Raw genomic sequence first — 13,203 nt, forward strand, 5'->3', positions numbered from 1 at the left:
TCAGCTCTCCGCGACGACGGCGATGACGTCCCCGGGGTGGACCATGTCCCCGTCCTCGAGCCGGAAGCCCTCCAGGGTGCCGGCCGAATCGGTCTGGACCTCCGAGAACTGCTTCATCACCTCGATGAGGCCGATGACCTGACCGGCCTCGACCCGGTCGCCGTCCTGCACGAACGGGTCCTTGCCGGGGGCGGGGCGGCGGTAGAAGACGCCGGGGAGCGGGGACTGGATCTCGGCCATGTCGGTCCTTTCGGTCGGTGCTGCGGCTGGTTCCTGCTGGTGGTTCCTCGGGCCGTCCGCCGGGTCAGCCGGCGGGGACGTGGGCGTCGATCGCCTCCTGCACGGCGCGGGCGACCACCGGGGCGCCGGGGGCGTCCGAGTGCACGCAGACGGACTCGAAGCGCACGGGCAGCTCCGTGCCGTCCTCGGCGCGCACGGTGCCCTGCTCCAGGGCCTGCGCCACCCGCTCGGCGGCGGCCCGCGGGTCGGTGGCGTGCGGGGTGCGCCGGATGATCAGCCCGCCCCCGGCGTCGTAGTCCAGGTCCACGTAGAGCTCGGCCACGAACGGCACGCCGCGCTCGGCGCACACCGCCTCGTGGGCGGTGCCGGCCATCCCGAGCACCGCCACGCCGTAGTCGGCGGCGACCGCGGCCACGGACTCCATGAGCGCGGGGTCCCTGGCGACCATGCCGTAGAGCGAGCCGTGCGGCTTGAGGTGGTGCAGCTCCGCGCCGTGCTGGAGCAGGAAGCCGGTGAGGGCGCCCACCTGGTAGCGGACCAGGGACTCGACCTCCTCCGGGGTGAGCACCATGGCGCGGCGGCCGAAGCCCCACTGGTCCGGGAGGGAGGGGTGCGCCCCGATCCGCACGCCGTGGGCCACGGCGCCGGCGACCGTGGCGGACATGATGTCCGGGTCCCCGGCGTGGAAGCCGCAGGCGACGTTGGCGAGGTTCACCACCTGCAGCAGCTCCGGGTCGTTGCCGAAGCGGTGCAGGCCGATGCCCTCGCCCATGTCGGAGTTGACGGTCGGCCGGGTGCGGGTCCGTGGTGTGGCCATGGTCACAGCCTAGGGATGTCGCGCCTCCGGGGGAACGGGAAGACCGACAGCGACGCGCGGCGGACGGACGAGCGGAGCAGGGGACGCCCCCGCATTTACGGCCGTGAAACAGCGACGACACGGCCCGGCCTCACGGCCTCCCTAGGTTCGCAGGCGAGACCCCTCGACCGAAGGAAGCCGCCATGTCCGAGAAGCTTCTCCCACCACCCGCCGATCCCGCCGCGGGCGCACCCGCCCCGGCCGGGGCGCCCGCCACCGGCGCCCCCGACCGCGTCGTCAGCCAGGCCACCCGGGAGTCCCTCGAGGACTACACGCTGCGCTTCGCCCCGCGCTCCTACCGCAAGTGGGGCCCCGGCGTGGTGGCCACCAGCGCCCTGGGCGGGATCGCCTACCTCGCCGACTTCTCCATCGGCGCCAGCATCGGCATGGCGCACGGCACGGCCAACGCCCTGCTGGGCATCCTCGTGGCCGCGGTCATCATCTTCACCACCGGCCTGCCCCTGGCCTACTACGCGGCCCGGTACAACATCGACCTGGACCTCATCACCCGCGGCTCGGGCTTCGGCTACTACGGGTCCGTGGTCACCAACATCATCTTCGCGACGTTCACCTTCATCTTCTTCGCCCTGGAGGGCTCGATCATGGCCCAGGGCCTCGAGCTGGTGCTGGGCGTCCCGCAGGCGATCGGGTACGCGGTCTCCACGCTCGTGGTGATCCCCCTGGTGATCTACGGGATGAACACCCTGGCCAAGCTGCAGGTGTGGACCACCCCGCTGTGGCTGCTGCTCATGGTCTTCCCGCTCGCCTTCCTCGTGCTCACCAACCCGGGCTCGGTCGAGACCTTCTTCGCCTACCAGGGCGAGAGCGGCGACGGCGGGGTCAGCGTCGCCGCGGTCATGCTCGCGGCCGGGGTGTGCCTGTCCCTGATGGCGCAGATCGCCGAGCAGATCGACTACCTGCGCTTCATGCCGCCCAAGACCGCCGCCAACCGCCGCGCGTGGTGGACCGCCGTGGTCCTGGGCGGGCCCGGCTGGGTGGTCTTCGGCGCCCTCAAGCAGGCCACCGGCCTGTTCATCACCGTCTGGCTGCTGGCCAAGCTCGACCCGGCCGCCTCCGCCACCGCCGACGAGCCGGTGCACCAGTTCCTCGGCGTCTACGAGGAGATGATGCCGACCTGGCTGGCGCTCACCCTGGCCCTGGTCCTCGTGGTGGTCTCGCAGCTGAAGATCAACGTCACCAACGCCTACTCCGGCTCCCTGGCGTGGACCAACAGCTTCACCCGCCTCACCCGGCACTACCCGGGCCGGATGGTCTTCGTCCTCGTCAACCTCGCCATCGCCCTGGTGCTGATGGAGGCGAACATGTTCGACTTCCTCAACACGATCCTCGGCTTCTACGCCAACTGCGCCATGGCGTGGGTGGTCACGGTCGCCACGGACATCGCCGTCAACAAGTACCTGCTCAAGCTCTCCCCGAAGGTCCCCGAGTTCCGCCGCGGCATGCTCTACGCCGTCAACCCGGTCGGCTTCGTCTCGATGCTGCTCTCCGCCGGCGTCTCGATCGCCGTGTTCTTCGGGGCCTTCGGCGCCGGCGTGCAGCCGTACTCGCCGATGTTCGCGATCGGCCTGGCCCTGGTCTGCCCGCCCCTGCTCGCCGTGGCCACCCGCGGGAAGTACTACCTGCGGCGCACCGACGACGGGATCGACCTGCCGATGTTCGACGCCGACGGCAACCCCTCCGACGCCAAGCTCACCTGCCACGTCAGCGGCCTGGAGTTCGAGCGCCCGGACATGCTGCTCTCCGCCGAGCCCGGCCCGCACGGGGAGAAGCAGTACATCTCCTCCCTCGCCCTGGCCACCGACCGGACCGGCCGCTACGTGCTGCCCGCCCAGCCCTGACCGCCGGCGGAGGCCCCGCCCCCGGGAGGCCCCGCCCGGAGGCGGGGCCTCCGCCGTACCCTGGTCGCGTGCCCGCCCCCGAGCTCCGCCCGACGACGACGCTGGTGCGCCGCCTCCTGCAGGAGCAGCTGCCCGCCCCGCTGCGGGCGCTGGCCGAGTCGGCGCCGGTCCCGGCCGCGCAGGGCTGGGACAACGCGATGTTCCGGCTCGGTCCCGCCCACGCGGTGCGCCTGCCCGTCCGGCAGGCCGCCGTACCCGGCCTGGTGCACGAGCAGCGCTGGACGGCCGCCGCGAGCGCACCGCTGGGCGCCCTCGGCATCGAGGCGCCGGTGCCGGTCTTCCCCGGCCGGCCCGGCGCCGGGTACCCCTGGCCGTGGCTGCTCACGCGGTGGATCGAGGGGGAGGCGGTCGCGCTGCTGCCCGTGGCCGACCGCGGCCGGCTCGCCACCGACCTGGCCCGGGCGCTGAGCGCCCTGCACGTGCCCGCCCCGCCGGAGGCCCCGCACAACCCCTACCGCGGCGTGCCCCTCACCGACCGGCTCCGCACCGTGCCCGCCGCCTGGCCGGCCACGGCGGCCGCGCTCGGGCGGGGGACCGCCGAACGGCTCCGGGACGTCGTCCAGGACGGGGCGCGGGCCGCGGCCTGGACTCGGCCGCCGGTCTGGCTGCACGGCGACCCCCACCCCTGGAACCTCGTGCACCGCGCCGGACGGCTGGCCGGGCTCGTCGACTTCGGCGACGTCTGCGCCGGCGACCCCGCCTCCGACCTCGCCGCCGCGTGGCTGGTCCTCGACGCCCCGCAGCGCGCCGCCTTCCGGGCGCTCGCCGACGGCACCGGGCGCTACGACGCCGACGTGTGGCGCCGCGCCGCCGCATGGGCCGCCCTGTACGCGATCGCGCTGACGGCCGGACCGGTGGGCACCGCGCCGGCGTTCGGCCCCGTCGTCGAGCACGTGGTCCGCGAACTCGGCCCCGCCGGCCGTGCGCCCGGCCCGTAGACTGGTGGAGAGGGGGGCCGGTGGGGGGCACCGACCGGGCGTCCCACCCGCACGCAGCGAGCCGATGGGGAGCACGCCGATGAGCGCACCGGTCCACCGCGTGGCCACGGTCCGGGATCCGGACGCCGTCGCGTCCCTGTTCGCCGAGGTGCGCGTGCCCTTCACGTTCACGCCGGCCCGCCCGGAGTTCTGCTACCGGCACCGCCACGACGGCGACGAGCACCTGTCGGTGGTGCGGCTGGGCGTGGACGGGGCGTTCTCCTCGTGGGGCGACACCGAGGTCTTCGGCGTCACCGACGGCCGCGCGACCCGCTACGAGTGGTCCACCGGCACGGAGGCCGGCACCGGCCTCCGCTCCCCGGTGCTGTTCCGTCCCGGTCACCCGATCCTGGTCGTCGGGGACGCCCTGGCGGCGACCACCATCAACCTCACCCGCCCCCTGCTGCAGGGGGTCGCCGACACGGTCTACGGCACCGGGACGCCCGTGGCCTTCGCCTCCGCGCGGCCGGTCACCGACCGGCTGGGACGGTACTGGACCGACCTGGCCGGCCTGGCCCGTGACACGGTGGACTCCGCGGCCTTCGCCGAGCCCCTGGTGCGCGCGCAGCTGACCCGCCACCTGGCCGTGGCCATGCTGGAGTGCTTCCCCCTGGTGGGGGACCGGCAGGAGCGGACCTTGTCCATGGAGGCCCAGATCCGCGTGTACCGCATCGCGGTGGCCTTCTTCGACGGCCACGCCTCCCTGCCCGTCACCGTGGAGGACGCCGCGCGCGCCGCCGGCACCACCACCGAGGCCCTGGTGCGCGCCTTCCGCGCCAACCACCCGCGGGGCCTCACCCCGGCCGCCTACCTGCGCTCCACCCGGCTGGCCGCCGCCCACGCCGACCTGCTCGCCGGCGATCCCGCCCGCGGGGACACCGTGCGGGAGACCGCGGCGCGGTGGGGCTTCGCCCATCCGGGCCGGTTCGCCGGCGCCTACCGGGCGGTCTACGGCGTGTCGCCGAGGCGGACCCTGGAGCGGTGACGCCCGGGACGGTGCCCCCCGGGGCGCGGGGCACCGGATCGAGGGCCCCCGGATCGAGGGCCCCCGGGCTAGTCGGCGATGGACAGCACCGAGACGGTCACCGAGGTGCAGGTCAGGCCCATGTCCTCCAGGGCGCCGGACACCGCCGCCTGGACCTCCTCGGCCACGGTGCCCAGCCGGTGCCGGGGGGAGGCGGCGATGTCCACGGACACGGCGGCCGTGGTCCCCATGAGGTCCAGCTCCAGGCCCTGGCCGCCCAGCAGGGCGTCGCGCCGGAGCAGGGCGCCGCCCCACTGACCCACCCGGCCGAGCAGGGACGGCTCCAGGCGGGTGACGCCGGGCACGGCGAGCACCACCGTGGTGAGGGCGTCGACGACCGCGGCGGGATCGGGCCCCGCGCCGGCGGGGTGGAGGTGCGAGCTGTCGATCTCAGGCATCGTAGACGTCCTCCACAACGATGTTCACGGCGCCGGGGTCCACGGCGATGTGACGGCTCAGGACCGCGGTGACGCGGTGCCGGATCTCCGTGCTCACCCGCGGCACGGACACCGTGTGGGAGATGGCGATCCGGCACGTGACGGCGTCGAGCACGGGAGCCCCCGGGTCGTAGCCGAGCCCGCCGTCGGTGCGCCGCCGCGGGGTGAGCTCGATCCGTCGGGTGCGCACCCCCGGGACGGAGTCGGCGGCGAGCCGCACGAGCGTCACGAGGGCCTGCTCGCTCACCAGCACGGGGCCCAGCTCGGTGGTGCCGGCCGGGATGCGCCGCCCCCGGCGCACCTCGGCGCGGGCCACGGCCAGGACGTTCTCGCGCACCCGGGAGCTCGGGCGGAGACTCTCGTCGGGGTCGGTGGCGGCGGTCTCCTCGAGCGCCCGCTGGCGGGCGGTGATCGAGCGCAGGGTCTGCAGGCTCGCCCGGGCCGCGCGGCACTGCTCGCAGTCCGCCTCGTGGGAGTCCGGTGGGCGGTCGATGCCCGCCCACACGTCGTCGATGCTGCGTCCGCACCCCAGCCGGGGGTGTTCGTCTATCGCCACGACATCATCCCCTTCGCCAGTTCGGCCCGCGCCCGGGCAATGCGCCCGCGCACGGTCGCCTCGGATATGGACAGCGCCTGGGCGATCTCCCGGTAGGGGCGCTCCTGGACCTCCCGCATCAGCCAGCACGCCCGCAACGGGGGAGGCAGCTGGTGGACCAGGCGGGTGAGGTCGTCCATCTGGTGGGCGGTCTCGGTCGCCGCCGCAGGATCCGAGGGCGGCCGTGGACCCACTGTGTCACGTGGGGCCGTGGAGTCCGGCATCTCCTCGGGTGCCCACGGCTCCGTCTCCCGGCTGCCCGCACGCTGCAGCAGGTCCAGGCAGCGGCGGGAGGTGATGCGGTAGAGCCAGCCGCCGAACGCGCCCGGGGTGGTGAGGGTGGGCAGGGCCCGCCACGCCCGGATGAGGGCGTCCTGGACGACGTCCTCGGCGTCCTGGCGGTTGCCGACCATCCCGTACGCGTAGCGGTAGAGCCTGCCCTCGTACCGGACGACGAGCACCTCGAACGCGTCGACGTCCCCGTCCTGGGCCCGGGCGACGAGGGTGTCCTCGTCGAGCGCCGCCGCATCGTGCGGGGCCTCCGGGGCGGTGCTGTCCACGTGGGGGTCTGCCTTCCGTCGTCGCTGGGCACCTGCGTGGGAGCCCGGTGTCCCGGTGCTCCGGGACGCGCCTGGGCCAGCATGCCCCATTCCGCCGGATATAGCTAGACGATCTAGCGATCACCGGCTTGGATGGGAGGAGTCGCGCGGCCGCGGTGTGATCTGCACTGTGATGCAGATCACCTCGAATGGTGCGTGACGAACCGTGGGGACGGCCGGTCCTTCCTGTACCGGCGCTGATCGCCCGCGCCCATCCCGGCGCGGGCGCAGTCCGCCGACCCGTGCACGACCCGTCCGTTCCCGATCGAAGGAGCAGCACCATGGCCCAGAACACCTCCGCCCCCCGCCCCGGCGAGAACCTGTCCCAGCCGGGCGCCGTCATTCCCCGCACCGGCGAGGAGCGTGCCCGCGAGGAGGCCCGGGACGGCTCCACCGTGCCCGAGCGCCGCCGGCCGGTGGGCCCGCTGCAGACCGAGCGCGGCAACACCACCCTGGAGGACACCGTGGTCGCGAAGATCGCCGGGATGGCCGCCCGCGAGGTGCCCGGCGTCTACGCGATGGGCAACGCGGCCCGGCGCGCCTTCAACGCCATCAGCGAGCGGATCCCCAACTCCCAGACCAACGTCTCCGGGGGGATCAGCGTGGAGAAGGGCGAGCGCCAGACGGCCATCGACGTCACCGTGGTCGTCGACTACGGCGCCTCCGTGGTGGAGGTCGGCAACGGCATCCGCCGCAACGTCATCCAGGCGGTGGAGCAGACCACGGGCCTGGAGGTGGTCGAGGTGAACGTCAACGTCTCCGACGTCCACCTGCCCGAGGAGGAGTCCGCCCCCCGCGGCTCCTCCGCCACGGCGGGCGAGCTGGAGTAGCTCCCGGCCGGCCCCGTCCCCGCCCGGCGCCGCCCGCGCCGGGCGGGACCCGGGGCGGACGCGGTCGAGGGCCACCCGCCCTGGCCGCCCGCCCCGCCCTGCCCTGTTCTTCCCGTCCTGTTCGCCCCGTCCTGTCGTCCCGGAAAGGACCTCCCCGTGTCTGTCTCCCGCACCGCCCTGCTCGTCGGCCTCTTCCTGGGGTTCGTCGTGGCCTTCGGCACCTTCACACAGTTCCTGCTCGTCGTGCTGTTCGGCGCCGCCGGACTGCTCGTCGGCCGGATCCTCGAGGGCAAGCTCGACCTGTCCGAGATCACGGGGCGCGCCCGCCGATGACCACCGTCACCACCCGTTCCGCCTCCGCGCCCGCTCCGGCGGGGACGCACCGTCCGGACCCGGACGGGCGCGCTCCGGCCGCTGCCGATCCGGTCGCGCGCGGCACCCTGACCATGCCGGCGTCCGTGGTCGCCAAGATCGCGGCCCAGGCCGCCTGGGAGCTCGACGCCGTCGGCGCCGCGTCCGGCGGCGTGCTCGGCCTCGGCGCGCGCCGCGACTTCGAGCGGCGCCCCACGGCCGACGCCGAGATCTTCGGCACGGCCGCCGTGATCACCCTCGACCTGGGCGTGGCCTACCCCGCCCCCCTGCGGCGGACCGCCGACCGGATCCGCACCCACGTCGCCGAACGGGTCCAGCGCCTGACCGGTCTGACGGTGGAGCAGGTGGACGTCGAGATCTCCTGGCTGCACCCCGCCCGCACCCGTGGCACGAGAGGAGCCCTGCTGTGAGCACTCCGTCCTTCCCGCCCCTGCGCCGCCGGCCGGCCCGGGTGGTGCCCTCCGTCCTGGTCGGCCTGCTCGCCCTGGGCGCCGCCGGCTACCTGGCCTGGGCGGCGGTCCTGCGCTTCGGCCGGGGCTCCTGGCCCGAGCCGGTCGCCTCCGCCGTGCCCGCCGTGCTGGAGACGCCGGTCACCGACCCGGGCGTGCTCGCCGCCGGCATCGTGCTGGGCGTCCTCGGGCTCGTCCTGCTGCTGTGCGCGCTCGTCCCGGGCCGCTACCGCAGCGCCCGGCTGCGCGTGCCCGGCCACCTCTACGGCGGCTCCGAAGAGACCGTCCTGACCCACCGCGGCCTGGGCCGGCTGCTGGAGGCGCGCACCGGCCGCGTCGACGGCGTGGGGCGGGTCCGCGCCACGGTGCGCGACCGGCGGGTCCGGCTGCACGTGGACACCCCGCTGCGCAGCACCGGCGGTCTGCGCGACCGGGTGCGGACCGTGGCCGAGGACGCCTTCGTCCGCCTGCCCCTGACCACCACTCCGACGGTCTCCGTGACCGTGACCGAGAAGAGGAGCTGACCGATGCGCACCGTCTCCGGCGCCCGCAACCGAATCCTGCTCACCCTCCTGGGCCTGGTCCTCGCCCTCGCCGGGACCTGGCTGGTGCTCCTCGCCACCGGTGCGGTGTCCCGCGTCCCGGGGCTGGGGGAGCTCGCCCCCGCCGACGGGGCCGCGCTGGGCGACCTGCTGGGACCCCTCGGCCAGGTGCTGCTGCCGGTCGGAACGGCTCTGGTCGGGCTCACCCTGCTCGGGGCCCTGTGGTGGCTGGCCCACCAGATCCCCACCAGGGACCGGCCCGTGGACTACCGGCTCCACCAGGACGACGACCACGGGACGGTCACCATCGCGCCGTCCGTCATCGCCGCCGCCGTCCGGGCCCAGTGCGAGGAGCTGCCCGAGGTGAGGCGCGCCGGCGTGGAGCTCTCCGGGTCGGCCCGGGAGCCCGAGCTGCTCCTCGACCTGACGCTGACGGCGGGCGCGTCCGTCGAACGCGTGCTGGACCAGGTCTACGGCACGGTGGTGGCCGACCTGACGCAGGCCCTCGAGGTCGAGCCCGCCCACGTGGCGGTCCGCCTGGACGTCTCCCGCGCCGCCGCACGGGACACGCGGACCGCGGTCCAGGGGGCCGGCCCCCGGGACCCGGCCTCCGCGGACGTCGCACAGGCCGCCTGAGCACCGCACCGGAACCGCCGCCCCGGGGCGGGTCGCCCGGGACGCCCGCCTGCCGCGGTCGACGTCCCGGGCGGCGGTGGTCGGGGCGCCGCCGCGGCGCGCCCGTCCTGCGGATGGGGGACGCCGAGGAGAGGGCCGGCGGACCGGCTCGTCATGCAGGGGTCCGCGTACGTCACACAACACCCCGCCGTCCTCGGGAGCACGGTCCCGGCGCGGCCGGGCGCCGGTGCGGAGACGTGGCCGGGAACGAGGTGCGAGGAGCGAAGTGACACAGATCACATTCCGAGCCTACGATGCCTTCGCAAACCCTTCCTCTGCGAGATTGTGGGGACTCCATGAACAAGCACACGGCTGGTCCGGCCCTGATAATGGCCGTCGGGCTCTCGGCCCTGACGGCGGCGCCGGCGGCGGCCGGACCCGGCGACCCGATGGTCTTCACCGACTGCGCCACGGCCGCCCAGTACGGCGTCCACAACATCCCCGTCGGCTCGGTCAGCCACGGCCCGGACCTCGTCGACGAGGACGGGAACGGGGTCGTGTGCGAGAGCGCCGACTGGGCCTACGACCCCACGCGCATCCCCGTGGAGAACGACCAGGGCGGGTACAGCCACACCATCATCGACTGGATCCCCGGCGCGGGCCCGGGCCCCGACGCCCAGCCCGGCGAGGTGCCCGGGGGGGACCCGTACACCCAGGTGGACGAGGTGCCCGTGGGCGGCGCCGACACCGGCGCCGCGGTGCAGGACGGCTCCGGGGCGGGTGGGCTCGTCCTCGGCGCCGGCCTGGCCCTGGCCACCGGTGCCGCGGTGGTGGTGCGCCGGCGCACCACCGGCCGGGCGTAGCGCGGGCACGTCCGGCTCGCCGGGAGTCGATCCCCGTGACGGACCCGACCGCGGACCGCCGCAGGGGCCGCCTGGCCCCTGCGGCGGTCGCCCTCCTCCTGCTGAGCGGCTGTGCGGCCGAGGCGCCCGCGCAGCCCACGACGCCGTCGCCGCCGGCCGCCTCGGCGTCCGCCCCGAGCTCCTCGCCCGGCGCCCCGTCGGGCCCGCCGGCCGCGGCGTCGGCGAGGTCGGCGCCGGGCCCGTCCGCGGGGCCCTCGGCACCGCCGGCGCCCGTCCCGGAGACCGGGCCGGTGGCCCTGGCGCCCTCCGCGCCCGTGGCCGTCCGCATCCCGGCCGCCGGCACGGACTCGGAGCTGCTGCACCTGGGCCTGCGCCCCGACGGCTCGCTCGAGGTGCCGCCGACCCACCCCGGCGCCCCCGCGTCCTGGTACACCGGCTCGCCCACCCCGGGCGAGCGCGGGCCGGCGGTGCTGCTGGGGCACGTCAACGCCACCGACGGCGGTCCCGGGGTGTTCGCCGGTCTGCGGGGCCTGGCGCCGGGGGACCGGATCGAGGTGGTGCGCCAGGACGGCGGCACGGCCGTCTTTGCCGTCGAGCGCGGGGAGCAGTACGCGAAGGACGCCTTTCCCACGCTGTCGGTCTACGGCAACACCGAGGGCCCCGAGCTGCGCCTGATCACCTGCGACGGCTACGACCCGGCCACCGGGCTGTTCGACGACAACTACGTGGTCTACGCGCGGCTCCTGGCGTGAGCGGCACTGCCTCCCGCGGGGGAGGCCCGGCGCAGAAGTGGGGGCACGCCTCGGCCGCGCGGCGGAGGTGCATTCGCTAATTCCCGGGGAGGATAGGAGGGCGACCTCTGTCCGTTCCACCGAAGGAGATCCCCGTGAGCAATCCGTACCCCGACCGGCCCGGCACCCCCTCCGGCCCGCCCAGCTACAACGCGGCGGGCGGCGACCGGTACGGCGCCGGCCGGCCCGCCGCCGCCCCGCCCGAGCTGGGCCGGCTCCTGACCCTGACCCTCGCCTCGGCGGGGATCTACCTGCTCAGCCAACTCGTTTCCCTGTTCACGAGCTCCTCCGGGGAGCAAACAGCAGCGCTCGAGGAGGCGGGCCTCTCCGCGGAGCAGATCGCCTCGACCCAGGGCATCGCGATGGTCACCACGATCGTGCTGATCGTCGTCGCGATGGTCCTCTACGCCCTGATCTACGTGTTCCTGAAGAAGGGCAAGAACTGGGCCCGCGTCCTGGGGATCGTGCTCGGGATCCTGAGCGTCGTCACCACGGTCCTCGGTCTGTTCGTCGGCGGCATGGCGATCGCGGGCCTCGGCATCGTCTCGCTGATCCTCGCGGTGCTCTTCGTCGTGGTCAACGTCCTGTGGCTCGTGACCGCGTTCAAGGCCCCGGTCAAGCAGTGGTTCGCCCGGCCCCACATGGCCTGATCCGCGCCGCCGGGTCCTGACCGCGCCGCCGCCCCGCCGCCCGGCCGGGCGGCGTCGCGCCGCCCGGCCGCGCCTCAGACGGACGGCGCGATGACGCGGTCCCGGCCCGCCAGCAGCGCGACGCCGCACAGCACCGCCATCAGGCCGGCCATGATCAGCAGCGGCGGCTCCCACCGCCCGCCGGCGTCGTACAGGGCGCCGAAGGCGGCGGGCCCGACCGCGGCCAGCCCGTAGCCCACGGACTGCGCCATCCCGGACAGCGCCGCGGCCTGCTGGTGGCCGCCCGAGCGCAGACTGAACAGGGACAGGGCCACGACGATGAGACTGCCGCAGCCGGCGGCCCCGAGCACCACCCACAGCAGGACCAGTCCCGGGGCGGCGGCCAGGCCGGCGTAGGAGGCCAGCGCCAGCAGGGCCCCGCTGAATGCCACGACCCGCTGGTCGCCGAACCGGTGCATCAGCGCCCCGGAGCTCAGGCTGGCCGCCATGCCGACCAGCAGGAACAGGGCCATGTGCGTGCCGGCGGTGGTCGCCGAGACCCCGTGGCTGCGCTCGATGCTCGGCAGCCAGGCCATGTAGACGTAGAAGGCGACCGACTGCAGGCCCATGAACAGGGTGACCTGCCAGCCCAGCGCGGAGCGCCAGGGCGAGCGGAAGCGCTCCGCCGCCGTCCCGCGGGGGCCGGCGGCGGAGGGCCGCTGCCGCAGCCACGGCAGCAGGAGCACCAGCGCGAGCACGGTGAGCACCGCCCACACTCCCAGGGCCAGGCGCCACCCGCCCGCCCCGGCGTGGGCCACGGGCACCACCAGGGCGGAGCCGACCGCCGCGACCGCGCCCTGGACCGACGTGTAGAGCCCGGTCACCTGGCTCACCCGCTGCGGGAACTCCCGCTTCACGAGCGAGGGCAGCAGCACGTTGAGGAACGCGATGCCGACGCCCACGAGGGCGGTGCCGAGCCACACCGCGCCGGGCACCGGCGCGGACCGGCCGACGATCCCGGCCGCGAGCAGCAGCAGAGACAGCCACAGCGCCCGGTCCAGGCCCGTCCGGCGGGCCAGCACCGGCGCCACCGGGGAGAACAACGCGAACATGGCCAGGGGCAGGCCGGTCAGGAGCCCGGCCTGGGCGGCGGAGATGCCCAGCTCGCGGCTGATCTCCTCCAGCAGCGGGCCCACGGTCACGAAGCCGACCCGCAGGTTCACCCCGATCAGCAGCACGCCGAGGAGGCCGAGGCCCAGGCGGGCCCGTCGGGTGGTGGCCGATACGGTGTCGGTGAGCACGGTGCAGCCTTTCGGGGCGGGAGGCGGAGATCTCCGGACAGCGTACGGGGCGGCGCGCCCCCGTGCCGGTGGGGAGGGCCGCCGGCGCCCGGGCGGAATGCCGGCGGCGGGACGTTGACGGCCGGCACGGATCATGTGAGGCTGACCACAGGTAAGACATCTGA

At 75.1% G+C, this 13,203-nt stretch carries 17 protein-coding genes; 11 read left to right on the forward strand and 6 right to left on the reverse strand.

Annotation, left to right across the window (positions count from 1 at the left end):
- Positions 1-240 (reverse strand): acetyl-CoA carboxylase, encoded by a 240-nt coding sequence (locus tag ACWCOM_RS04105; RefSeq protein WP_454547466.1) that lies wholly within the window; start codon positions 238-240, stop codon positions 1-3.
- A gap of 64 nt (positions 241-304) precedes the next feature.
- Positions 305-1,057, reverse strand: a complete 753-nt coding sequence (locus tag ACWCOM_RS04110; protein WP_454547467.1) for a 5-oxoprolinase subunit PxpA — start codon at positions 1,055-1,057, stop codon at positions 305-307.
- A gap of 182 nt (positions 1,058-1,239) precedes the next feature.
- Between ACWCOM_RS04110 and ACWCOM_RS04115 the strand changes: the two genes are divergently transcribed.
- The 3 genes from ACWCOM_RS04115 (at position 1,240) to ACWCOM_RS04125 (ending at position 4,977) form a co-directional block, all read left to right on the forward strand.
- Positions 1,240-2,955, forward strand: coding sequence for a purine-cytosine permease family protein (locus tag ACWCOM_RS04115; protein WP_454547468.1), 1,716 nt, complete (start codon positions 1,240-1,242; stop codon positions 2,953-2,955).
- 68 nt (positions 2,956-3,023) lie between these two features.
- The gene (locus ACWCOM_RS04120) at positions 3,024-3,953 is read left to right on the forward strand and encodes an aminoglycoside phosphotransferase family protein (protein WP_454547469.1); all 930 of its coding nucleotides are present in this window, start codon (positions 3,024-3,026) and stop codon (positions 3,951-3,953) included.
- 79 nt (positions 3,954-4,032) lie between these two features.
- Positions 4,033-4,977: a helix-turn-helix domain-containing protein gene (locus ACWCOM_RS04125; protein ID WP_454547470.1), complete on the forward strand. Its 945-nt coding sequence runs from the start codon at positions 4,033-4,035 to the stop codon at positions 4,975-4,977.
- A gap of 68 nt (positions 4,978-5,045) precedes the next feature.
- Here the strand turns inward: ACWCOM_RS04125 and ACWCOM_RS04130 are convergent, their stop codons facing one another.
- Genes ACWCOM_RS04130 through ACWCOM_RS04140 form a run of 3 tightly spaced genes read right to left on the reverse strand, consistent with a single transcriptional unit; the run spans position 5,046 to position 6,608 of the window.
- Entirely contained in the window at positions 5,046-5,414 is a 369-nt protein-coding gene (locus ACWCOM_RS04130) for a hypothetical protein (protein ID WP_454547471.1), read from the reverse strand.
- Positions 5,407-6,009 carry a hypothetical protein gene (locus ACWCOM_RS04135; protein WP_454547472.1) on the reverse strand — a complete coding sequence of 201 codons (603 nt, stop codon included), beginning with the start codon at positions 6,007-6,009 and terminating at the stop codon, positions 5,407-5,409. The genes ACWCOM_RS04130 and ACWCOM_RS04135 overlap by 8 nt, the downstream gene beginning before the upstream one ends.
- Positions 6,000-6,608 (reverse strand): RNA polymerase sigma factor, encoded by a 609-nt coding sequence (locus tag ACWCOM_RS04140; protein WP_454547473.1) that lies wholly within the window; start codon positions 6,606-6,608, stop codon positions 6,000-6,002. The genes ACWCOM_RS04135 and ACWCOM_RS04140 overlap by 10 nt, the downstream gene beginning before the upstream one ends.
- A gap of 320 nt (positions 6,609-6,928) precedes the next feature.
- Between ACWCOM_RS04140 and ACWCOM_RS04145 the strand changes: the two genes are divergently transcribed.
- The 8 genes from ACWCOM_RS04145 to ACWCOM_RS04180 all read left to right on the forward strand — a co-directional run bounded on the left by ACWCOM_RS04145 (position 6,929) and on the right by ACWCOM_RS04180 (position 11,759).
- A complete protein-coding gene (locus ACWCOM_RS04145) occupies positions 6,929-7,477 on the forward strand; it encodes an Asp23/Gls24 family envelope stress response protein (protein ID WP_454547474.1) in 549 nt (182 codons plus the stop codon).
- A 156-nt stretch (positions 7,478-7,633) separates the two neighbouring features.
- Positions 7,634-7,810 carry a hypothetical protein gene (locus ACWCOM_RS04150; RefSeq protein ID WP_454547475.1) on the forward strand — a complete coding sequence of 59 codons (177 nt, stop codon included), beginning with the start codon at positions 7,634-7,636 and terminating at the stop codon, positions 7,808-7,810.
- Positions 7,807-8,259 (forward strand): Asp23/Gls24 family envelope stress response protein, encoded by a 453-nt coding sequence (locus tag ACWCOM_RS04155; protein WP_454547476.1) that lies wholly within the window; start codon positions 7,807-7,809, stop codon positions 8,257-8,259. Before ACWCOM_RS04150 ends, ACWCOM_RS04155 begins: the two co-directional genes overlap by 4 nt.
- Positions 8,256-8,822: a DUF6286 domain-containing protein gene (locus ACWCOM_RS04160; RefSeq protein WP_454547477.1), complete on the forward strand. Its 567-nt coding sequence runs from the start codon at positions 8,256-8,258 to the stop codon at positions 8,820-8,822. The genes ACWCOM_RS04155 and ACWCOM_RS04160 overlap by 4 nt, the downstream gene beginning before the upstream one ends.
- A gap of 3 nt (positions 8,823-8,825) precedes the next feature.
- Positions 8,826-9,476 carry a hypothetical protein gene (locus ACWCOM_RS04165; protein WP_454547478.1) on the forward strand — a complete coding sequence of 217 codons (651 nt, stop codon included), beginning with the start codon at positions 8,826-8,828 and terminating at the stop codon, positions 9,474-9,476.
- 335 nt (positions 9,477-9,811) lie between these two features.
- Complete coding sequence (locus ACWCOM_RS04170) at positions 9,812-10,318, forward strand: hypothetical protein (protein WP_454547479.1); 507 nt, start codon at positions 9,812-9,814, stop codon at positions 10,316-10,318.
- A gap of 290 nt (positions 10,319-10,608) precedes the next feature.
- Positions 10,609-11,070 (forward strand): class F sortase, encoded by a 462-nt coding sequence (locus ACWCOM_RS04175; protein ID WP_454547480.1) that lies wholly within the window; start codon positions 10,609-10,611, stop codon positions 11,068-11,070.
- 134 nt (positions 11,071-11,204) lie between these two features.
- Positions 11,205-11,759, forward strand: coding sequence for a hypothetical protein (locus ACWCOM_RS04180; protein ID WP_454547481.1), 555 nt, complete (start codon positions 11,205-11,207; stop codon positions 11,757-11,759).
- A 74-nt stretch (positions 11,760-11,833) separates the two neighbouring features.
- On the opposite strand, the gene ACWCOM_RS04185 is transcribed toward ACWCOM_RS04180, so the two are convergent.
- Positions 11,834-13,039 (reverse strand): MFS transporter, encoded by a 1,206-nt coding sequence (locus ACWCOM_RS04185; RefSeq protein ID WP_454547482.1) that lies wholly within the window; start codon positions 13,037-13,039, stop codon positions 11,834-11,836.
- Positions 13,040-13,203: the final 164 nt, after the last annotated feature.

It is taken from the genome of Kocuria sp. KH4 (assembly GCF_053711175.1).

Excerpts from the sequence above, each read along its gene's own strand:
- ACWCOM_RS04155 (WP_454547476.1), top strand. The coding sequence starts at position 7,807 with ATGACCACCGTCACCACCCGTTCCGCCTCCGCGCCCGCTCCGGCGGGG.
- ACWCOM_RS04105 (WP_454547466.1), bottom strand. The coding sequence starts at position 240 with ATGGCCGAGATCCAGTCCCCGCTCCCCGGCGTCTTCTACCGCCGCCCC.
- ACWCOM_RS04115 (WP_454547468.1), top strand. The coding sequence starts at position 1,240 with ATGTCCGAGAAGCTTCTCCCACCACCCGCCGATCCCGCCGCGGGCGCA.
- ACWCOM_RS04170 (WP_454547479.1), top strand. The coding sequence starts at position 9,812 with ATGAACAAGCACACGGCTGGTCCGGCCCTGATAATGGCCGTCGGGCTC.
- ACWCOM_RS04145 (WP_454547474.1), top strand. The coding sequence starts at position 6,929 with ATGGCCCAGAACACCTCCGCCCCCCGCCCCGGCGAGAACCTGTCCCAG.
- ACWCOM_RS04110 (WP_454547467.1), bottom strand. The coding sequence starts at position 1,057 with ATGGCCACACCACGGACCCGCACCCGGCCGACCGTCAACTCCGACATG.
- ACWCOM_RS04165 (WP_454547478.1), top strand. The coding sequence starts at position 8,826 with ATGCGCACCGTCTCCGGCGCCCGCAACCGAATCCTGCTCACCCTCCTG.
- ACWCOM_RS04130 (WP_454547471.1), bottom strand. The coding sequence starts at position 5,414 with ATGCCTGAGATCGACAGCTCGCACCTCCACCCCGCCGGCGCGGGGCCC.
- ACWCOM_RS04125 (WP_454547470.1), top strand. The coding sequence starts at position 4,033 with ATGAGCGCACCGGTCCACCGCGTGGCCACGGTCCGGGATCCGGACGCC.